This is a genomic window from Variovorax gossypii (genome assembly GCF_003965815.1).
Lineage (GTDB): Bacteria > Pseudomonadota > Gammaproteobacteria > Burkholderiales > Burkholderiaceae_C > Variovorax > Variovorax gossypii.
The window spans coordinates 1449623-1470117 of record NZ_RXOE01000001.1 but is presented as its reverse complement, the minus strand read 5'-3'; the positions used below and the strand labels follow the sequence as shown (position 1 = coordinate 1470117).

19 protein-coding genes are annotated in these 20495 nt (G+C 67.4%); 14 read left to right on the top strand and 5 right to left on the bottom strand.

Features of this window, described 5'->3' with window-relative positions:
• Positions 1–6 precede the first annotated feature (6 nt).
• From nuoN to EJP69_RS06870, 4 genes are read left to right on the top strand one after another with little or no spacing between them, the layout of a single operon-like run.
• Positions 7–1494 (top strand): NADH-quinone oxidoreductase subunit NuoN, encoded by a 1488-nt coding sequence (gene nuoN / locus EJP69_RS06885; RefSeq protein WP_093204828.1) that lies wholly within the window; start codon positions 7–9, stop codon positions 1492–1494.
• Between the two features lie 15 nt (positions 1495–1509).
• The gene (locus EJP69_RS06880; protein ID WP_093204830.1) at positions 1510–1815 is read left to right on the top strand and encodes a DUF2818 family protein; all 306 of its coding nucleotides are present in this window, start codon (positions 1510–1512) and stop codon (positions 1813–1815) included.
• Positions 1816–1825: 10 nt separating this feature from the next.
• On the top strand, positions 1826–2440 hold the full coding sequence (locus EJP69_RS06875) for an NUDIX domain-containing protein (protein WP_126469151.1): 615 nt from the start codon (positions 1826–1828) through the stop codon (positions 2438–2440).
• A gap of 7 nt (positions 2441–2447) precedes the next feature.
• Complete coding sequence (locus tag EJP69_RS06870) at positions 2448–2915, top strand: DUF1178 family protein (RefSeq protein WP_126469150.1); 468 nt, start codon at positions 2448–2450, stop codon at positions 2913–2915.
• Between the two features lie 21 nt (positions 2916–2936).
• Here the strand turns inward: EJP69_RS06870 and EJP69_RS06865 are convergent, their stop codons facing one another.
• Positions 2937–4721, bottom strand: coding sequence for an ABC transporter transmembrane domain-containing protein (locus EJP69_RS06865; RefSeq protein ID WP_093300640.1), 1785 nt, complete (start codon positions 4719–4721; stop codon positions 2937–2939).
• A gap of 76 nt (positions 4722–4797) precedes the next feature.
• On the opposite strand from EJP69_RS06865, the gene EJP69_RS06860 reads away from it, so the two are divergent.
• The 4 genes from EJP69_RS06860 to EJP69_RS06845 are packed head-to-tail and all read left to right on the top strand — an operon-like array spanning position 4798 to position 9805.
• Positions 4798–5337, top strand: a complete 540-nt coding sequence (locus EJP69_RS06860; RefSeq protein WP_093204840.1) for a MarR family winged helix-turn-helix transcriptional regulator — start codon at positions 4798–4800, stop codon at positions 5335–5337.
• On the top strand, positions 5330–6805 hold the full coding sequence (locus tag EJP69_RS06855; protein ID WP_126469149.1) for an efflux transporter outer membrane subunit: 1476 nt from the start codon (positions 5330–5332) through the stop codon (positions 6803–6805). The genes EJP69_RS06860 and EJP69_RS06855 overlap by 8 nt, the downstream gene beginning before the upstream one ends.
• 58 nt (positions 6806–6863) lie before the next feature.
• Complete coding sequence (locus EJP69_RS06850; protein ID WP_126469148.1) at positions 6864–8189, top strand: HlyD/EmrA/EmrK family protein; 1326 nt, start codon at positions 6864–6866, stop codon at positions 8187–8189.
• A gap of 53 nt (positions 8190–8242) precedes the next feature.
• Entirely contained in the window at positions 8243–9805 is a 1563-nt protein-coding gene (locus EJP69_RS06845; RefSeq protein WP_093204848.1) for a DHA2 family efflux MFS transporter permease subunit, read from the top strand.
• A 114-nt stretch (positions 9806–9919) separates the two neighbouring features.
• On the opposite strand, the gene EJP69_RS06840 is transcribed toward EJP69_RS06845, so the two are convergent.
• Positions 9920–11119, bottom strand: a complete 1200-nt coding sequence (locus tag EJP69_RS06840) for an AGE family epimerase/isomerase (RefSeq protein WP_126469147.1) — start codon at positions 11117–11119, stop codon at positions 9920–9922.
• Positions 11120–11129: 10 nt separating this feature from the next.
• Positions 11130–12407 carry a YbiU family protein gene (locus EJP69_RS06835; RefSeq protein WP_240652052.1) on the bottom strand — a complete coding sequence of 426 codons (1278 nt, stop codon included), beginning with the start codon at positions 12405–12407 and terminating at the stop codon, positions 11130–11132.
• Between the two features lie 321 nt (positions 12408–12728).
• Here EJP69_RS06835 and EJP69_RS06830 point away from each other — a divergent pair, with 321 nt between their 5' ends.
• The 6 genes from EJP69_RS06830 (at position 12729) to EJP69_RS06805 (ending at position 18725) form a co-directional block, all read left to right on the top strand.
• Positions 12729–13499: an ABC transporter ATP-binding protein gene (locus tag EJP69_RS06830; protein WP_093204853.1), complete on the top strand. Its 771-nt coding sequence runs from the start codon at positions 12729–12731 to the stop codon at positions 13497–13499.
• Positions 13500–13501: 2 nt separating this feature from the next.
• The gene (locus EJP69_RS06825) at positions 13502–14209 is read left to right on the top strand and encodes an ABC transporter ATP-binding protein (RefSeq protein ID WP_093204855.1); all 708 of its coding nucleotides are present in this window, start codon (positions 13502–13504) and stop codon (positions 14207–14209) included.
• 68 nt (positions 14210–14277) lie between these two features.
• Positions 14278–15474 carry an ABC transporter substrate-binding protein gene (locus tag EJP69_RS06820; RefSeq protein ID WP_093300634.1) on the top strand — a complete coding sequence of 399 codons (1197 nt, stop codon included), beginning with the start codon at positions 14278–14280 and terminating at the stop codon, positions 15472–15474.
• A gap of 46 nt (positions 15475–15520) precedes the next feature.
• Positions 15521–16714 (top strand): ABC transporter substrate-binding protein, encoded by a 1194-nt coding sequence (locus EJP69_RS06815; protein ID WP_093204861.1) that lies wholly within the window; start codon positions 15521–15523, stop codon positions 16712–16714.
• Between the two features lie 135 nt (positions 16715–16849).
• Positions 16850–17725, top strand: coding sequence for a branched-chain amino acid ABC transporter permease (locus tag EJP69_RS06810; protein ID WP_093204864.1), 876 nt, complete (start codon positions 16850–16852; stop codon positions 17723–17725).
• A 13-nt stretch (positions 17726–17738) separates the two neighbouring features.
• Positions 17739–18725 carry a branched-chain amino acid ABC transporter permease gene (locus tag EJP69_RS06805; RefSeq protein WP_093204866.1) on the top strand — a complete coding sequence of 329 codons (987 nt, stop codon included), beginning with the start codon at positions 17739–17741 and terminating at the stop codon, positions 18723–18725.
• Positions 18726–18792: 67 nt separating this feature from the next.
• Here EJP69_RS06805 and EJP69_RS06800 read toward each other — a convergent pair whose 3' ends face one another.
• The gene (locus tag EJP69_RS06800) at positions 18793–19251 is read right to left on the bottom strand and encodes a YXWGXW repeat-containing protein (protein ID WP_093204868.1); all 459 of its coding nucleotides are present in this window, start codon (positions 19249–19251) and stop codon (positions 18793–18795) included.
• Positions 19252–19346: 95 nt separating this feature from the next.
• Positions 19347–20423: a lipocalin-like domain-containing protein gene (locus tag EJP69_RS06795; RefSeq protein ID WP_126469146.1), complete on the bottom strand. Its 1077-nt coding sequence runs from the start codon at positions 20421–20423 to the stop codon at positions 19347–19349.
• Positions 20424–20495 lie beyond the last annotated feature (72 nt).

Sequence of the window (20495 nt, the reverse complement as noted above, 5' to 3'; positions counted from 1 at the left end):
AACGAGATGATTGACAAACTCAGCTGGGTCACGATCTACCCCGAAATCGTGTTGCTGGTCATGGCCTGCATCATTGCGCTGGTCGACCTGTCGGACACGAGCGCCCGCCGTACCCGCACCTATGTGCTCACGCTGCTCACGCTGGCCGTGGTCGCCGTGCTGTCGGGCCTGCAGGCCGCGGAAGCCAAGACCATCTACGGCTTCGGCGGCATGGTCGTCAGCGACCCGATGGGCAACTGGCTCAAGTGCTTCGCCACCGTCGCCCTGATGGTCACGCTGGTCTACGGTCGTCCCTACGCGGCCGACCGCGAGATGCTGCGCGGCGGCGAACTGTTCACCATCAGCATGTTCGCGCTGCTGGGCATGTTCGTGATGATCTCGGGCAGCAACTTCCTGCTGATCTACCTGGGCCTCGAACTGCTGACGCTGTCGAGCTACGCGCTGGTGGCGCTGCGCCGCGACAACGCGGTGGCCAGCGAAGCGGCCATGAAGTACTTCGTGCTCGGCGCCATGGCCAGCGGCTTCCTGCTGTACGGCCTGTCGATGATGTACGGCGCGACCGGCTCGCTCGACGTGAACGAAGTGTTCAAGACCATCGCGAGCGGCAAGGTGAATCACCAGGTGCTGGTGTTCGGCCTCGTGTTCATCGTTGCCGGCCTGGCCTTCAAGGTGGGCGCAGCTCCGTTCCATATGTGGGTGCCCGACGTCTACCAGGGCGCACCGACGGCGGTCACGCTGCTGATCGGCGCGGCGCCCGAACTGGCCGCCTTCGCGATCATCATCCGCCTGCTGGTCGATGCACTGCAGCCGCTGGCCATCGACTGGCAGCAGATGCTCGCCGTGCTGGCCATCGCCTCGCTGCTGGTCGGCAACCTGGCCGCCATCGCGCAGAGCAACCTGAAGCGCATGCTGGCCTACTCGACGATCTCGCAGATGGGCTTCATGCTCCTCGGCCTGGTCGCCGGCTCGGACCAGCAGGGCACCTACAACGCCCAGTACGCCTACAGCGCCGCGATGTTCTACATCGTGACCTACGTGCTGACGACGCTGGCGAGCTTCGGCATCATCCTGCTGCTGGCGCGCGAAGGCTTCGAGAGCGAGGAGATCACCGACCTGGCCGGCCTGAACCAGCGCAGCCCGCTGTACGCCGGCGTGATGTCGATCGCGATGTTCTCGCTGGCCGGTCTGCCGCCGCTCGTCGGCTTCTACGCGAAGCTGGCCGTGCTGCAGGCGCTGATCGCCTCGGGCCATGCCATCTACATCGGCTTGGCCGTGTTCGCGGTGATGATGTCGCTGATCGGCGCCTTCTACTACCTGCGCGTGGTCAAGGTCATGTACTTCGACGCACCCGTCACGGCCACCACCGTGTCGGCGCCGCGCGACGTGCGTACGGTGCTCACGATCAACGGCGCGCTGATCCTGATCCTGGGCATCGTGCCCGGCGGCCTGATGACGCTCTGCTACGACGCGATCGTGGCAACCCTGGCCCACTGACGCGGCCGGCCTCGGGTGTCGCAAACCGCGTCGGTCTGGGTCGTATTGCTGGTGGCCCTGGTGGCCGCCAACCTGCCGTTCTTCAACGACCGCCTGTTCGGCGTCGTGCCGCTGGCGACTGCTCCCAAGTCGCTCGCGGTGCGCCTCGCCGAGCTGGTGGTCTTGTACTTTCTGGCCGGCGGCATCGGGTTGCTGTTCGAGCGCAGGGCAGGGCAGATCGCCGCTCAGGGCTGGGAGTTCTACGCGGTGACCGGCGCGCTGTTCATCGTGCTGGCCTTTCCGGGGTTCACCTGGCGCTACCTGATGAAGCACAGGCACTGAAGACGATCTCATGACCACCAAGCCCACCGACGCCACCGATTCGCACCTGAAGGAAGAGCTCTTGAGCCGCGAGGAGCTGTTCGAGGGCAAGTTCCTGCGGGCCCGGCGCGACACCATCCGCCTGCCCGACGGCCACAGCGCTACGCGGGAGTACGTAGTGCATCCCGGTGCCGTGGTCGTGATTCCGCTGCTGGACGACGGCCGCATCGTGCTGGAGCGGCAGTTCCGCTACCCGGTCGACCACGTGATGATCGAGTTTCCCGCGGGCAAGCTCGATGCGGGTGAAGACCCGTTCGACTGCGGCCGGCGCGAGCTGATCGAGGAGACCGGCTACACGGCACGCGAATGGGCTTACGCCGGTGCCATGCACCTCGCGGTGGCCTACTCGACCGAGATCATCCATATCTACTTCGCGCGGGGCCTTTCGCTCGGTGAGCGGCAGCTCGACCACGGCGAGTTCCTCGACGTTTTCACGGCCACTCCCGACGAACTGGCCGGCTGGTGCCGCGAAGGCAAGGTCACCGACGCCAAGACCCTGACCTGCACGCTCTGGCTGCAGAACGTCCTTTCAGGCGCATGGGCTCTGGATTGGCAGCCCGCGCCTGCTCAAGGCAGCGCGGGATAATCCGCGCATGAAGGTTCTCGATCTCCGCTGCACCCACGGCCATGGCTTCGAAGGCTGGTTCGCCTCGAGCGAGGATTTCGAGACCCAGCTGGCTTCAGGCCTGGTCGAGTGCCCGGTCTGCGGCGACACCGGCATCGTCAAGCTGCTGAGCGCGCCGCGCCTCAACCTGGGCAACGCCAAGGCGCCGCAGGAGGCCGCCGCGCCTGCGCCCGCGGCAGCAACTGCTTCTTCCAACGTTCCCGCCGACATCTCGCCCGAAGCTCGCTGGATGCGCGCCGTGCGCGAGGTGCTGGCGAAGACCGAGGACGTCGGCGACCGTTTCGCGGACGAGGCCCGGAAGATGCACTACGGCGAGACCAAGGAGCGCGGCATTCGAGGCCAGGCGACGCCCGAGCAGACGGAAGCGCTGCTCGACGAAGGCATTCCGGTGATGGCGCTGCCGATTCCGGCCGGGCTGAAGGAAACCCTGCAGTAATCCGGCCAGGGGCGGGGCCGTTCAGGCCGTGAATTGGAGCGCGGCCAGCCGCGCATACACGCCGCCCTGCGCGACCAGCGTCGCGTGCGTTCCCTGTTCGACGATCCCGCCGTGGTCCAGCACCACGATGCGGTCGGCCTTCTGCACCGTCGCCAGGCGGTGCGCGATCACCAGCGTGGTCCGGTTCTCCATCGCCGATTCGAGTGCGGCCTGCACCATGCGCTCGCTCTCCGCGTCGAGCGCGCTCGTGGCTTCGTCGAGCAGCAGCAGCGGCGGGTTCTTCAGGATCGCGCGCGCGATCGCGATGCGCTGGCGCTGGCCGCCCGACAGGCGCACGCCTCGCTCGCCGAGGAAGGTGTCGTAGCCCTCGGGCAGTGCCTGCAGGAAGTCGTGGGCGAAGGCGGCGCGAGCCGCGGCCTGCACTTCTTCCGTCGTGGCTTCGGGGCGGCCGTAGCGGATGTTGTCCAGCGCGCTGGCCGAGAAGATCACGGCATCCTGCGGAACCAAGCCGATGCGGGTGCGCAGCTCGGGCAGGGCAAGGGACGCCAGCGGCGCGCCGTCGAGCAGCAAGCGGCCCGATTGCGGGTCGTAGTAGCGCAGCAGCAGCTGGAACACGGTGCTCTTGCCCGCGCCGCTCGAACCGACCAGCGCCACGGTTTCGCCCGGCGCGATGTCGAGGCTGAAGTCGCGCAAGGCCGGAGTGCCGGGGCGGGAAGGGTAGTGGAAGGTCACCGCGTCGAACCTGATGGCACTGCCCGCGACCGGCACGGGGGCAATCGCCGGGTTCGCGGGTGAAACGATGGCCGCGGGCGCATGCAGCAGCTCCATCAACCGCTCGGTCGCGCCGGCCGCGCGCAGCAGGTCGCCGTATACCTCGCCGAGCACGGCGGTCGCGCTGGCGAGGATGGCGACATAGACGACGGTCTGGCCCAGGTGGCCGGCGGTGATGTCGCCGCGCAGGACGGCCTGCGTGCCCTGGTAGAGGCCCCAGAGCAGCGCCGCCGAGGTCGCGATGATGATGAACGCCACCAGCACCGATCGCGCCCGTGTGCGGCGAACGGCGGTGCGGAAGGCGTTCTCTGTCGAGCCGCTGAAGCGCGCGGCCTCGCGGCCTTCGGCGGTGTAGCTCTGCACCACCGGAATGGCATTCAGCACCTCGGCGGCAATGGCACTCGAGTCGGCCACGCGATCCTGGCTGGCGCGCGAGAGCTTGCGCACGCGGCGGCCGAACACCATGCTGGGCAGCACCACCAGCACGAGGATGCCCAGCACCTGCACCATCACGTAGGGGTTGGTCCAGATCAGCACGGCCAGGGCGCCCACGCCCATCACCGCATTGCGCAGGCCCATGCTCAGCGAGGAGCCGACGACCGTCTGCACCAGCGTGGTGTCGGCCGTCAGGCGCGACAGCACCTCGCCGGTCTGCGTGGTCTCGAAGAAAACGGGGCTCTGCTTGAGCACGTGGCCGTAGACGGCGTTGCGGATGTCGGCCGTCACGCGCTCGCCCAGCCAGCTCACCGTATAGAAGCGCGCCGCCGAGAAGACGCCCAGCGCCACGGCCACGGCGAAGAGGGCGCCGAAGTGCTCGCGCAGCGCCATGGTCTGCGCGCCCTTGTCGGAGCTGATGAGACCGTTGTCAATCAGGCTGCGCAGGGCGATAGGAAAAGCCAGCGTGGTGACCGCCGCCAGCACCAGAAACAGGCCCGCCAGCACGATCTGCACACGGTACGGGCGAAGAAAAGGGCTCAGGCCCGAGAGCGATCGGGGCGAGCCCTTGGCCATGGAAGACGGTGGGGTGGAAGCCATGCGCCGATTCTACCGATCCCTTGCCTCTACAAAGGTAGCCTTGACAATAATTGCCGAGGCAACTAATATTTGGTCCATGAGCGATGCCAACACCCCTCAAGACCCGTCGGTTCCCGCCGGCGAGGAGCGTCGTGCGTCCGTCGCTTTCTATAGCCCCGAGACCTACCGGGCAGAGGACAGCATCGGCTACCTGATGCGCCGCATCGTCACGGCGGTCGGCCAGTCGGTCGAAACCCGCATGTGCGAGCCGGGCAGTCCTACCTATCCGCAGTGGGTGCCTCTCTACAAGCTGCACGTCGGCGCCGCCACCACAGTGGCCGAGCTGGCCCGTGCCTGCGAGCTCGACACCGGCGCCATGACGCGCCTGCTCGACCGCCTCGAGGCCAAGGGCCTGTGCCGCCGCGTGCGCTCGCTCGAAGACCGTCGCGTGGTCAACATCGAGCTCACCGACGAAGGCCGTGCTGCCGCCAAGGAAGTGCCGCACGTGCTCAGCAGGGTGCAGAACGAGCACCTCGCAGGTTTCACCATGGAGGAGTGGGAGCAGCTCAAGGGTTATCTGCGCCGCATCCTCGACAACGCCCAGGCCCTCGCGGCCCGTGGAGATAAAAATGACTGATTCCCTCGCCGTGCGCGCCGTGCGTCGCACTCCCGTCGTGGCCGCCGCACTGCTGGTGGTCGCACTCGCCGGCTGCGCCGACATGGCCGGCATCGGCTCGCAGGCCAGGCTGCGCGACGCGTCGTCGCTGGGCATCGCGCCCGACAGCGCCGCAGTCCCGGTGTCCCGCCTGGATGGCCAGTGGTGGCTCGCCTTCGGCGATTCGCAGCTCAACTCGCTCATCGACCAAGCGGTGGCCGGCAATCCCAACCTGCAGGTCGCGCAAGCCCGCCTCGCGCGCGCGCAAGCTTCGGCCGACATCGCGGGCGCGGCGCTCAAGCCGCAGGTCAAGGGCGACCTCGACCTGAACCGCCAGAAGTTCAACAGCAACTACATCTACCCGGCACCGCTGGGCGGCTCCACGCAGAACATCGGCCTGCTGCAGCTGAGCGCCAGCTGGGAGCTCGACTTCTTCGGCAAGAACCGCACTGCGCTCGACACCGCCATCGGCGCCGCCAATGCCGCCGCCGCCGACGCCGACGCGGCCCGCGTGCTGCTCGCGAGCAACGTGGCACGCAGCTACTTCCAGTGGGCGCGCCTGAACGACCAGCTCACCGTTGCCCAGCGCACGCTCGCTCAGCGCGACGAAACGCTGAAGCTGGTGCGCGACCGCGTTTCCGCCGGCCTCGACACCCGCCTCGAACTGCGCCAGAGCGAGGGCGGCCTGCCCGAGGCACGCCAGCAGATCGAATCGCTCAACGAGCAGATCGCGCTGCAGCAGCACGCGCTCGACGCGCTCGTCGCCCAGCCGAACGTGACCGCCTCGCTCAAGCCGCCGGTGCTGGCGGGCGTGAAGCCGATGGCGCTGCAGGCGAACATCCCGGCCGACCTGCTCGGCCGCCGCGCCGACATCGCCGCCGCGCGCTGGCGCGTCGAGGCCGCCGCGAGCGACGTAGCCAACGCGAAGACGCTCTTCTATCCCAACGTGAATCTCACGGCCTTCGCAGGCTTCCAGAGCCTGGGCTTCGGCAAGCTGCTGAAGTCGGGCAGCGAGCAGTGGGGCGTGGGCCCGGCCATCAGCCTGCCGATCTTCGAAGGCGGCAAGCTGCGCGCCAACCTGCGCGGCAAGTCGGCCGACCTCGATGTGGCCATCGAAAGCTACAACGCCACCGTGATCGACGCGGTGCGCGACGCGGCCGACCAGGTCACGAGCGCGCAGTCGATCACCCGCCAGCAGGCCGAGCAGCGCGCCGCGCAGACGGCCGCCGAAGGTGCCTACGACATCGCCGTGCAGCGCTACCGCGCGGGCCTCGGCAACTACCTCAACGTGCTGACCGCCGAAACCTCCGTGCTGGCGCAGCGCCGCCTGGCCGTCGATCTCGCCGCCCGCGCGCTCGACACCCAGGTGGGCCTGGCGCGCGCGCTGGGCGGCGGCTGGCAGCCCCCGGCCACCGCCACGGCATCGGCTCCCTCGGCCCCGCTGAACTGACCGGCACAGCCCAGGTACAGCCCGGCCCGACCCCTTCGTCTTCGGAAAGAACTTCATCATGAGCGACAACAACACTCCGACGCCCGCTGCAGCCGCAGCTTCCGCCGCCCCCGAGGCGCCCGCCGGCAACGGCAAGCGCCGCCGCGCACTCACCGCGCTCGCCGCGGTGGTGATCGTCGCCGGCGGCGGCTGGGGTCTCTACGAATGGCTGGTGGCCAGCCACTACGAGGACACCGACAACGCCTACGTGCAGGGCAACGTCATCCAGATCACCCCGCAGATCGGCGGCACGGTGATGGCCATCAACGCCGACGACACCGACTTCGTGAAGGCCGGCCAACCGCTGGTGCAGCTCGACCCGGCCGACGCCAAGGTGGCGCTGGAGCAGGCCGAGGCCGCACTCGCGCAGACCGTGCGCCAGACGCGCACGCTGTACGCCAACAACGGCTCGCTGGCCGCGCAGGTCGCGCTGCGCCAGGCCGACATCGTCAAGGCGCAGAGCGACATCGCCAAGGCGCAGGACGACCTGCAACGCCGCCGCGCGCTGTCGGGCAACGGCGCCGTGTCGAAGGAAGAACTCAACCACGCCGAGACGCAGCTCGACACGGCCAAGAGCCAGCTCGCCGCCGCGCAGGCCGGCGTGACGGCGGCGCGCGAGGCGCTGGTCAGCAACCAGTCGCTGACCGAAGGCACCAGCGTGTCCCAGCACCCGAGCGTGCTGGCCGCCGCCGCCAAGGTGCGCGAGGCCTACCTCGCCACCCAGCGCGTGGCCATGCCCGCGCCGGTCGACGGCTACGTCGCCAAGCGCACGGTGCAGCTCGGCCAGCGCGTCTCGGCCGGCACGCCGATGATGTCGATCGTGCCGCTCAACCAGCTGTGGGTCGACGCCAACTTCAAGGAAGTGCAGCTGCGCAACATCCGCATCGACCAGCCCGTGAAGCTCACGGCCGACGTCTACGGCAAGAAGGTCGAATACTCCGGCAAGGTCGCCGGCCTGGGCGTGGGCACCGGCAGTGCGTTCGCGCTGCTGCCCGCGCAGAACGCCACCGGCAACTGGATCAAGGTGGTGCAGCGCGTGCCCGTGCGCATCGCGCTCGACCCCGAGCAGCTCAAGGCGAACCCGCTGCGCATCGGCCTGTCGATGGATGCCGAGGTCGACATCTCGCAGAAGACCGGCAAGATGCTCGCCGACGCGCCGCGCGCCACCGCGCTGACGCAGACGCAGGTCTACAGCCAGCTTGACCGCGGCGCCGATGCCGAGGTGGAACGCATCATCGCCGCCAACCTCGGACGCAACGCGCCGGCCACCGCCGCTGCCGCGACCAAGGGTCCCGCGTCGTCCGCGGGCGGCGCTTCGGTGGCAGTGCAGGGACAGCCGGGCTGATCGCCCGCGCGTCCTTCCTCCGCTTCTTGTCTTACAGGTAAACAGCTCCGCCCATGGCCACCGCTGCTCCTGCATACGTTGCGCATCCGCCGCTCGAGGGCGCAGCCCGCGTCTGGGGCACGGTTGCACTCTCCGCGGCAACCTTCATGAACGTGCTCGACTCGTCGATCGCGAACGTGTCGCTGCCCGCCATCTCGGGCGACCTGGGCGTGAGCACCACGCAGGGCACCTGGGTCATCACGAGCTTCGCGGTGGCCAACGCCATCGCGGTGCCGCTCACGGGCTTCATGACGCAGCGCTTCGGACAGGTACGCCTGTTCATGGCCAGCGTGATCCTGTTCATGATCAGCTCGCTGCTGTGCGGCCTCGCGCCGAACATGACGACGCTCATCGCCTTCCGCGCGCTGCAGGGCTTCGTCGCGGGGCCGATGATCCCGCTGTCGCAGGCGCTGCTGCTGTCGAGCTATCCGCGCGCCAAGGCGGGCCTCGCGATGGCCATGTGGTCCATGACCACGCTGGTCGCGCCGGTGATGGGGCCGCTGCTCGGCGGCTGGATCACCGACAACATCTCGTGGCCGTGGATCTTCTACATCAACATCCCGGTGGGCATCGTCGCGGCCGCCATCACCTGGGCGCTGTACCACAAGCGCGAGAGCGCCACGCACAAGGTGCCCATCGACGCCGTCGGCCTTGCGCTGCTGGTGCTGTGGGTGGGCTCGCTGCAGCTCATGCTCGACAAGGGCAAGGAGCTCGACTGGTTCCACTCCGCGCAGATCGTCACGCTGGCTGTGGTGTCGGTCGTCGGCTTCGCGTTCTTCCTCGTCTGGGAGCTGACCGACAAGCATCCGGTGGTCGACCTGTCGCTCTTCAAGCGCCGCAACTTCTGGTCGGGCGCGGTGGCGACGGCGGTGGCCTACGGCCTCTTCTTCGGCAACGTGGTGCTGCTGCCGCTGTGGCTTCAGCAGTGGATGGGATACACCGCCACGCAGGCGGGGATGATCATGGCGCCCGTGGGGCTGCTGGCCATCTTCTTCTCGCCGGTGGTTGGGCTCACGGTGGCCAAGATCGACCCGCGCCGCTACGCGACCTTCTCGTTCCTGGTGTTCGCGCTGGTGCTTTGGATGCGTTCGAACTTCAACACGCAGGCCGACTTCGTGACGATCATCATCCCGACGATCATCCAGGGCATCGCGATGGCGTTCTTCTTCATCCCGCTGGTGACGATCACGCTGTCGGGCCTCACGCCCGACCGCATCCCGGCCGCCTCGGGGCTGTCGAACTTCCTGCGGATCACCGCGGGCGCGATGGGCACCTCGATCACGACCACGCTGTGGGACAACCGCGCGACACTGCACCACGCCCAGCTGGCCGAAACGGTCAACCAGGGCAACAACGCGGCTACGAGCGCGATGGCCGGGCTCAACGCCAACGGCTTCGGCACCGACCAGGTGATGGGGCAGATCAATCGCATCGTCGACCAGCAGTCCTACATGCTGGCGACCAACGACATCTTCTATGCGTCGGCGATCCTGTTCCTGTTGCTGATCCCGCTGGTGTGGCTGGCGAGGCCTCAGAAGGGTGGAGCAGGTGGCGATGCCGCCGCCGGCGCGCACTAGGCTCTCCCCCAGGCTGCGCGCACTTCGTGTCGCTACGCCAACCCCCTTCCGGGGGCAACACCTGCGGCCCGGCAGAGCCGGTTCCGCGGTGTTCCACGAAAGAGCAGACTTTCTTCAGGCGCGCAGCGCCTTGAGCACGTCGTAGCAGGCGCCCATCGTGTGGTAATCGGTCTTGCCGGCGGGGCTCTTCTCGTCGCTGAGCTTCCGGTTCTCCGGCGTGAGGATGCGGTACCAGGCGCCGTGGCGGTGATCGACGAAGTGCGTCCAGCTGTAGGTCCAGATGCTGTCGTACCAGTCCCAGTAGCCGGTCTCGCCGGTCCGCACCGCGAGCAGGGCGGCCGCGGCGAAGCTCTCGGCCTGCACCCAGAAATACTTGTCGCCGTCGTACGCCGCGCCGTCGGGGGCGAAGCCATAGATCAGGCCGCCGTTGTCCACGTCCCAGCCGCGGAACATGGCGGTCTCGAAGAAGTGGCGCGCGCGCGGCAGCGCCCAGTCGGCCGTGCGGTCCTCGGCGGCGAGATGGCTCTCCAGCTGCAGCAGCAGCTTGGCCCATTCGGTGAGGTGTCCGGTCTGGAAACCCCAGGGCCTGAAGATGTCGGACTTGTCGTCGCGGTTGAAGTCCCAGTCGACCGACCAGTCCTTCCGGTAGTGCTCCCAGACCAGCCCGTTGGCCAGCGCGGCCAGCCGGCCGGTCACGGATTCGGCCACCGCGAGCGCGCGGTCGAGGTAGCGCTTCTCCTGCGTGGCCTCGAAGGCGGCCATCAGGGCCTCGCAGGCGTGCATGTTGGCGTTCTGCCCGCGATAGGCGCCCACGTGCCAGTCGACGGTGGCTTCGTCGGCATAGAGCTGGTGCCCCGGCTCCCAGAAATGCCTTTCCATCAGCTGCCAGGTGTGGTCGAGCCCCGGGTACGCCTCCTCGATGCCGGCCATGAGCGCATGCGCCTGCGCGAGCAGGACGAAGTCCAGCCCGTAGCAGCGGTTGGTGTCGTCCTGCACGCTGGCGCGCCGCTGGTGCCAGTCGATCTGCCATGCATAGCCGCCACCCTGCTGCCTATGGGCACGCTCGATGAACGCGAGGCCGTGCCGTGCGGCCGTGAGATGCGCGGGGGTGCCGAAGCGCCGGTAGGCCATCGCGTGGTTGAAGACGAAGCGCGTGCTGCTCACGAGGTGGCGCGTGCGCCGGTCGTACACGGTGCCGTCGTCCTTGAAGAAATGGAAGAAGCCGCCGGTGGCGTCGAGGCTGCGCGGCTCGTAGAAGGCCAGCGTGTGCAGGATGTGGTCGGTCAGGAAGTCGGGAGAGCGGAAGTTCGGCATGTGAGGGGTGTCATTGGTCCCAGGGACGCAGCCCCATCTGGCATTTGCCGAGGGCCGTGAGGTCGTCGATGGTGGCTCGGCCCTTGAAGTCCGTTTCGTGGTCTTCGGGCGCGAAGTCGGGGCTGCTGCGGCCGGCCAGGAAGGCGGGCGCCTGCCGTGCCATGAAGTCGCGATTCTTGTCGCACCAGGGCGCGGCGGCAATGTAGATGACGCTGCTGTGCTCGCTGCCCTTGTGCCGGTCTTCCACCGCGTGGATCACGTCGGGGTGCCACCACACGGTGTCGCCCGGCTCCATCAGCGGAATGGAGACCAGTCCCTCGCGCAGCGCCGCATGCCATTCGGGCGTGGCGCCGAGAGCGCGGCCGGGTTGCGCGCCGCAGAGGTCGCCTTCGGGCACGTCGGGCATCAGCGCGCGCAGCAGCATCCAGGGCGCGGTGCGCGCCACCGGCACGAGGCGCAGCGTGCCGTCGCCCGGCCCCTGGCGCGACAGCGCGGTCCAGCCCTGGAAGGTGCGGAAGGCGGAGCACACGGCAGGCGAGGGGATCTCTCGGGTTCCGGTGCGGCCTTCGGCATCGAAGGGACCGAAGCGCGCGAGATCGCCTTCGAAGACTTCGCGGTAGACGGGGCGGAAGCTCGACTCGCACCAGCGCTCGACCGAGCCGCCGTCGGAGTGCGGCGACAGGCCCAGCGTCGCGTCGCCGGGCTCGCGGCGACGGATGCGGTCGGCGTAGTTCGCCTGTCGGTCGGGGTCGAAGAAGCGCACGCCGTTTTTCTCGTACGTCCAGAGCCGGTTGAGGAACGAACGCGTGCTGTTCATGGCTTCGGCCTGGCGCGCCTGCATCTGCGGACGCGACCAGTACAGCCCGAAGATCTGCGGACGGCCCGAAGCCAGCGCGCTGAAGTACTTGTCGAGCCCGGCCTTCGATCGCGCGCGCTCGAGGTATCCGTTGTCGTCGATGTAGCGGCGGATCTCCTCGTTCCACTCGAGCACCTGGGCCGGGTCGAACACGCGCCGCACCACGACGCAGCCGCGCCGGCGGATGCGCTCGATCTGCCGCCGCGACACGCGGCCGTGCACGATGTCGTCGTGGGCGATCTCGGGCACCGCGCCGCCTGCGGCCTCTTCGGCGTGCACCAGTGCAACTTCGTCGCGCAACCACTCGTTCTCGCGCAGGAAGCGCCACTGCAAATCCGGAACACTGGTGCGCAGCGAGCGCTGGGCCTGCGCGACGGCGCGGGGTATGTCCTTCATCCAGTCTTGCGGCAGGTCGTTCTTCGGGGCGTGCATGGGACTTGGCGTATGAGTCCGGGGCAGTTTAGGTTGGCCTCCGCGACGCGGCGCGCTGTGCTTTCCCCAACGAAAGTCGGCGCTGCGAGCGCAACAAGCGGCGGGCCTTCGTCGCACCTCGAATGCCTCCTTTGTCGTCGAGACGACAGTCGTGCCGCACAAGCCCGGCAAGACCGTGAAATGGTTGCACTGCAGCATAGGCATTTGCCCCAGTATGCAAGCGGGAGACGCGCACGAACAATCGGTCCGCGCTCGATGGTGGCGCATTGAGATGGAGCGCATGACCGACTTTCTTTCCACGAACCCGGGCGACTTCGCGAGATGAGCGACGTCATTCTCGAAACACGCCAGCTCACCAAGGAATTCAAGGGGTTCACTGCGGTCAGCAAGGTCGACCTGTCCGTGGCGCGCGGTTCCATCCACGCGCTCATCGGGCCGAACGGTGCCGGCAAGACGACCTGCTTCAACCTGCTCACCAAGTTCCTCGAGCCCACCACCGGCACGATCCTGTTCAACGGACACGACATCACTGGCGAGCGCCCCGCGCAGATCGCGCGGCGCGGCATCATCCGGTCGTTCCAGATCTCGGCCGTGTTCCCGCACCTCACGCTGCTCGAGAACGTGCGGCTGGGCCTGCAGCGCCGCCTCGGCACCTCGTATCACTTCTGGAAGAGCGAGAAGTCGCTCAAGCCGCTGGATGCCAGAGCCCGCGAACTGCTGGCTGAAGTCGGCCTCGAAGAGCTCGCCGACGAACAGACGGTGAACCTTCCCTACGGCCGCAAGCGCGCGCTGGAGATCGCCACCACGCTGGCCATGGAGCCCGAGCTGATGCTGCTCGACGAACCCACGCAGGGCATGGGCCATGAAGACGTGCACCGCGTGGCCGAGCTCATCAAGCGCGTGTCGGCTGGACGCACCATCCTGATGGTGGAGCACAACATGAGCGTGGTGTCGACCATCGCCGACACCATCACCGTGCTGCAGCGCGGTGCGGTACTGGCCGAAGGGCCGTACGCGGAAGTCTCGAAGAATCCGCAGGTGATGGAAGCCTACATGGGCACCACCGAAGGCCAACTGCAAGGGGCTCACTGACCATGACCGCCGCACTCGAAATCAAGGGCCTGCAAGCCTGGTACGGCGAATCGCACGTGCTGCACGGCGTCGACATGGTCGTGCAGCCGGGCGAGGTCGTCACGCTGCTGGGCCGCAACGGCGCGGGCCGCACCACCACGCTGCGCGCCATCATGGGGCTCACCGGCGCACGCAAGGGCAGCATCGAGGTCAACGGCCGCGAGACCATCGGCATGCCGACGCACCGCATCGCGCACCTCGGCATCGGCTACTGCCCCGAGGAACGCGGCATCTTCGCGAGCCTCTCGTGCGAGGAAAACCTGATGCTGCCGCCCGAGCTGAAGGGCGTGGGACAGGGCATGTCGGTCGAAGAGATCTACGCCATGTTCCCCAACCTCGCCGAGCGCCGCCACAGCCAGGGCACGCGCCTGTCGGGCGGCGAGCAGCAGATGCTGGCCGTCGCACGCATCCTGCGCACCGGCGCGCGGCTCTTGCTGCTCGACGAGATTTCCGAAGGCCTCGCGCCGGTCATCGTGCAGGCGCTGGCCCGCATGATCACCACGCTGCGGGCCAAGGGCTACACCATCGTGATGGTGGAGCAGAACTTCCGCTTCGCCGCGCCGCTGGCCGACCGCTTCTACGTCATGGAGCACGGCCGCATCGTCGAGAAGTTCGGCGCCTCCGAACTCGAAGCCAAGATGCCCGTGCTCACCGAGCTGCTGGGCGTCTGACACGGGCACGCGTCCACAAGACAGACCTTTTTCAATCCCACAAAGATTCCTCCAGGAGACAACACGCCATGATCAAGAAACTCGGTCTCATCGCTACCGCCATCGGCATCCTCGCGCTGGGTGCTGGCGCCGCGCAGGCGCAGGAAAAGGTGAAGATCGGCTTCGTCACCGACCTGTCGAGCCTGTACGCCGACCTCGAAGGCAAGGGCGGCGCCACCGCCATCCAGATGGCCATTGACGACTTCGGCGGCAAGGCGCTGGGCCAGCCCATCGAGCTGCTGACCGCCGACCACCAGAACAAGGCCGACATCGCCGCCTCCAAGGCCCGCGAATGGATCGACACCGCAGGCGTGACCATGGTCTTCGGCGGCACCAACTCGGGCGTGGCGCTGGCCACCGCGAAGGTGGCCGAAGAGAAGAAGCGCGTGTACTTCAACAACGGCGCCGGCAGCTCGGTGCTCACCAACGAGCAGTGCAGCCCCTACACCATCCACTACGCCTACGACACCGTGGCACTGGCCAAGGGCACCGGCGCGGCGGTCGTGGACCGCGGCGGCAAGAGCTGGTTCTTCCTGACGGCCGACTACGCCTTCGGCCACGCGCTCGAGGCAGACACCACCAAGGTGGTGAAGGAGAAGGGCGGCACGGTGGTGGGCGCGGTGCGCCATCCGCTGAATGCATCCGACTTCTCGTCGTTCCTGCTGCAGGCGCAGAACTCCAAGGCGCAGATCCTGGGCCTGGCCAACGCGGGCGGCGACACCATCAACTCGATCAAGGCCGCCAAGGAATTCGGCATCAACAAGACGATGAAGACGGCGGGCCTGCTGGTCTTCCTGAGCGACATCCACAGCCTGGGCCTGAAGAACACCGAAGGCCTGCTGCACACCACCAGCTGGTACTGGGACCTGAACGACGAGACGCGCAAGTTCGCCAACCGCTTCTTCGAGAAGACCAAGCGCATGCCCACCGACGTGCAGGCCGCCGACTACTCGGCCACCATGACCTACCTGAAGGCGGTGGCCGCCGCCAAGACCACCGACTCCGACAAGGTGATGGCACAGCTCAAGAGCATGAAGATCGACGACTTCTACGGCAAGGGCCAGATCCGCGCCGACGGCAGCTTCATCCACGACATGTACCTGGTCGAGGTGAAGTCGCCCGCCGAGTCGAAGAAGCCCTGGGACTACCTGAAGGTGCTCAAGACGCTGCCGGGCGACCAGGTCTTCACGACCAAGGCCGAGAGCAAGTGCGCGTTCTGGAAGTGATGCCCGTTCCCACGATTCTTCGTTCCTCAACCAGGAGATCCTGACCATGAAAAAGACGTTCGTGCTTTCCGGCCTGTCCCTTGCCGTTGCGTTGGCCGCCGGCGCCGCGCAGGCCCAGGAGAAGGTCAAGATCGGTTTCATCACCGACATGTCCAGCCTCTATGCGGACGTGGAGGGCAAGAACGGCGCCCTGGCGATCCAGATGGCCATCGACGACTTCGGCGGCAAGGTCAACGGCATGCCCATCGAGCTGCTGCAGGCCGACCACCAGAACAAGGCCGACATCGCCGCTTCCAAGGCACGCGAGTGGATCGATACGCAGGGCCTGACGATGCTGTTCGGCGGCACCAGCTCGGGCACCGGCCTGGCCATGGCCAAGGTGGCGCAGGAGAAGAAGCGCGTGTTCATCGTGAACGGCGCGGGCAGCTCGGCGCTCACCAACGAACAGTGCAGCCCCTACACCGTGCACTACGCCTACGACACCGTGGCGCTGGCCAAGGGCACGGGCAGCGCCGTCATCGCGCGCGGCGACAAGAGCTGGTATTTCCTGACGGCCGACTATGCCTTCGGCCAGGCCCTCGAAGCCGACGCGACCAAGGTCGTGAAGGAAAAGGGCGGCACCGTGCTCGGCAGCGTGAAGCATCCGCTCAACACCTCCGACTTCTCCTCGTTCCTGCTGCAGGCGCAGAACTCCAAGGCGCAGGTGCTGGCGCTCGCGAACGCGGGCGGCGACACGCAGAACGCGATCAAGGCGGCGCGCGAATTCGGCATCACCAAGACCATGAAGATGGTCGGCCTGCTGGTGTTCGTGACCGACGTGCACAGCCTGGGCCTGAAGAACACCGAGGGCCTGCTGCTGACCACCAGCTGGGACTGGAACCTCGACGACAAGACGCGCGCCTTCGGCAAGCGCTTCTTCGAGAAGACCAAGCGCATGCCCACCGACATCCAGGCCGCCGACTACTCGGCCACCATGACCTACCTGAAGGCCGTGCAGGCCGCCAAGAGCACCGATGCCGACACGGTGATGGCGCAGATCAAGAAGACGCCGATCGACGACTTCTACGCCAAGGGCTTCGTGCGCGAGGACGGCCGCTTCGTGCACGACATGTACCTGGTGCAGGTGAAGTCGCCGGCCGAGTCGAAGCAGCCGTGGGACTACTACAAGGTGGTCCAGAAGCTGAAGGGCGAAGAGGTCTTCACGACCAAGGCCGAGAGCAAGTGCGCGCTGTGGAAGTAACCCCCCAGGGCTGCGCGCACTGCGTGTCGCTTCGCCAACCCCCTTTGCGAGGGGGGCGGGCCGGCCGCTTCGGGCGGCCGTGCGCGGCGGCCCCCGCGAAAAAGAAGAAACGGCCAGTGGCGTCCTGAACTTTCTATGAACATTTCCCTTCCCGCCTTGCTGAGCCAGCTCCTGCTGGGGCTGGTCAACGGCTCCTTCTACGCCATCCTGAGCCTCGGGCTGGCGGTGATCTTCGGTTTGCTCAACGTCATCAACTTCGCGCACGGCGCGCTGTTCATGCTCGGCGCCGTCCTGACGTGGATGGCCATGGAGTATTTCGGCATCAACTACTGGGTGATGCTGATCGCGGCGCCCGTGGTCATCGGCATCTTCGGTGTGGTCATCGAGCGGCTGCTGCTGCGTTGGATCTACAAGCTCGACCACCTCTACGGCCTGCTGCTCACGCTGGGCCTCACGCTGCTGATCGAGGGCGTGTTCCGCTCGATCTACGGCGTCTCGGGGCTGCCCTACGACGCGCCCGACGCGCTGTCGAGCGCCACCGACCTCGGCTTCATGGTGCTGCCCAACTACCGCGCCTGGGTGGTTGTTGCATCGCTGGTGGTGTGCTTCGCCACCTGGTACGTGATCGAGAAGACGCGCATCGGCGCCTACCTGCGCGCCGGCACCGAGAACCCGCGCCTCGTGGAAGCCTTCGGCGTCAACGTGCCGCTGATGATCACGCTGACCTACGCCTTCGGCGCCGGCCTGGCCGCCTTCGCCGGCGTGCTCGCCGCGCCGGTGATCCAGGTCTCGCCGCTGATGGGGCAGAACCTCATCATCGTGGTGTTCGCCGTGGTCGTGATCGGCGGCATGGGCTCGATCATGGGCGCCATCCTCACGGGCCTCGGGCTCGGCGTGATCGAAGGGCTCACCAAGGTTTTCTATCCGGAGGCGTCCTCGACGGTTGTGTTCGTGATCATGGTCATCGTGCTGCTCATCCGCCCCGCCGGCCTGTTCGGCAAAGAGAAATGAAGAGGCGAGCGGCATGAACAAGAAAAAAATCTCCACCGTCGTCTACGCGCTGTTGCTGCTCGCACTGGTGCTGGCCCCGTTCTTCGGCGCCTATCCGGTGTTCGTGATGAAGCTCATGTGCTTCGCGCTCTTCGCGGCTGCCTTCAACCTGCTGCTGGGCTTCACGGGGCTGCTGTCCTTTGGGCACGCGGCCTTCCTCGGCGGCTCGGCCTACGTGGCGGGGCATGCGATCAAGGTCTGGGGCCTCACGCCCGAGCTGGGCCTGATCGCGGGCACGCTCACCGGTGCTTTCCTCGGCTGGATCTTCGGCGTGCTGGCGATCCGCCGGCAGGGCATCTACTTCGCGATGATCACGCTGGCGCTCGCGCAGATGATGTTCTTCGTCGCGCTGCAGGCCAAGTTCACGGGCGGCGAAGACGGCCTGCAGGGCGTGCCGCGCGGCAAGCTCTTCGGCGTGATCGACCTGTCGAACGACCTCACGATGTACTACGTCGCGCTGCTCATCGTGGTCGCGGCCTTCCTGCTGATCGTGCGCACCATCCATTCGCCCTTCGGCCAGGTGCTCAAGGGCATCAAGGAGAACGAGCCCCGCGCGCTCTCGCTGGGCTACGACGTGAGCCGCTTCAAGCTGCTGGCCTTCGTGATCTCGGCGGCGCTGTCGGGGCTGGCCGGCTCGCTCAAGACGCTGGTGCTGGGCTTCGCCACGTTGTCGGACGTGCACTGGACCGCCTCGGGCCAGGTCATCCTGATGACGCTGGTGGGCGGCCTCGGCACGCTCTCGGGTCCGCTGGTGGGCTCGGCGGTGGTGGTGCTGCTGGAGAACAAGATCGGCGAACTCGGCAACTTCCTCGCGCGCATCACGACGGTGGACTGGTTCAACACGCTGGGCGAGTCGGTGACCATGGTCACGGGCCTGATCTTCGTGATCTGCGTGCTGGCCTTCCGCAAGGGGATCATGGGCGAGATCATCGCGTTCATCGACCGGCGACGGGCGAAGTAGGACGCGGACAAACAAAAAGGGAGCCTTCCGGCTCCCTTTTTCGTTGAGGGCTCTGTGGGCCTGCGCCTCAGCAGTTGCCCTTCTTGGCCTGGCCGGGCGGGCAGAAATCGCCGCGGTCATGGCCGTGCCGGTGATCGCGCTCGTAGCGGTCGTGGCGGCGGTCTTCTTCCCATTCGCGTTCGCGGCGTGCCTCGCGGCGGGCTTCGCGGCGCCAGTCGCCGTCGTTCCAGCGCCAGCCGCCGCGGTCCTCGATCCAGCGGCCCGGTGCATACACGTAGCCCGCGCGCGCCGGTTGCCAGCCGCCCGCGTGCCATGCATAGGCACGGCCGTCCCAGACCCAGCGGCCCGGCACCCAGACGAAGCCGCCGCGCGGCGGGGGCAGGGGCTCGTAGCGCGGCGGGGGCGGGGCCGTCATCACCAGTCCGGGGACATTGATGTTGACCGAGACCTGCGCGTTGGCGGCCAGTGGGCTCGCTAGGATGGAGAGCGCGCCGGCCGCGGCCAGCATTGCGATTCGGGTTTTCATGGGGGCTCCTCTGAGTTGGTTGATTATTTATGGGAAATTTTCCCAACGCATGTAGGCGGTGTTCGGTTGTCAGCCCCCGAGCGTGGTGACAACATTTACAGCTTCAGCGGCGAGGCGTAGCCTGTCATCTCCAGGTAGCCGCGTCCTACGCGGCGCCCCTGTGCGTCGAGCAGGTCGCTCACGCCTTCCCAGTAGACACCGCCGGTGGAGCCGCGACTGTCCAGCTCCTGGTCGTCGAGCAGGGCGCGCACCTCGAAGCTGCCGGCTGGTGTTTGCACGCGCCATCGGGTCGGGTACTTCGCCTGCGTGCGGGGGCTGTTCCAGGTCTTGAGGCCTTCGAAGCGCACTTCGTCGTTCCTGAAGATGCGGGCCGTGCCGTCGCGCGGGCGGAACGAGCCACCGGCCCACAGCGCGCTGCCGTCGCTGCGCCGCAGATGGAAGGCGGTGAGGGCGCTGCCGTCGTCGAGGTTCATGCCGATCCAGTCCCAGCCCACGGCCTCGGGGTGCATCAGCGCCTCGCTCCATTCGTGGTCCAGCCACGCGGTGCCTGCGATGTCGAAGGCCTGTCCCTTGAGCGTGAGCCTGCCCTGCGTCTTGAGCTGCGGCTCGCTGTAGTAGTAGCTGGCCTGCGATTCCTCCGGCCCTTTTCGCGAGAGACCGGCGCTGCCCTGCAGCAGCACCGGCTGCGTGGGCGTGAAGCGCAACTCAAGCGCAAACTCTCCCGCCGGAATGCGCGCGAGGTAGAGGCCGTTCTCGCGCACCAGCGACCAGTCGCGGATGCGTACGTCGGTATCGCTCGTGCTCGCCTCCGCAACGCCGAAGCCCGCGCGCGCGATGCGCTGGTCGTGCAGCAGCACGCGGCCTTCGAGGTCGGTGATCGCCGCGTGGGCGAACACGAGATGCTTCGCTGCGAAGGCCGAGCGCATGTCCTGCGTGGCCTCCACGCGCGAACGGAAGAAGGTCACCTGAAAGCCGAATTCACGCCCGGCCGATGTCTTCGCGTGGCCGGTGATGTACCACCACTCGGTGCGCAGCTCGGGGTGGCTGCCGAAGTCGCGCGGGAACTCCAGGCGACGCTCGGGCAATGCCCATGCGGCCAGCGGCCCCGATGCGAGCGCGGCCAGCAGCAGGCCTCGGCGCGAAAGAGAGAAAGAAGAAGGTGCTTGCTGCATGGGTGCGCCAGTCTACAAGTCGCGCCTTGTAACGCCCACGAGGCGCGCAAATCGGGATACTGTTCGCTGCCA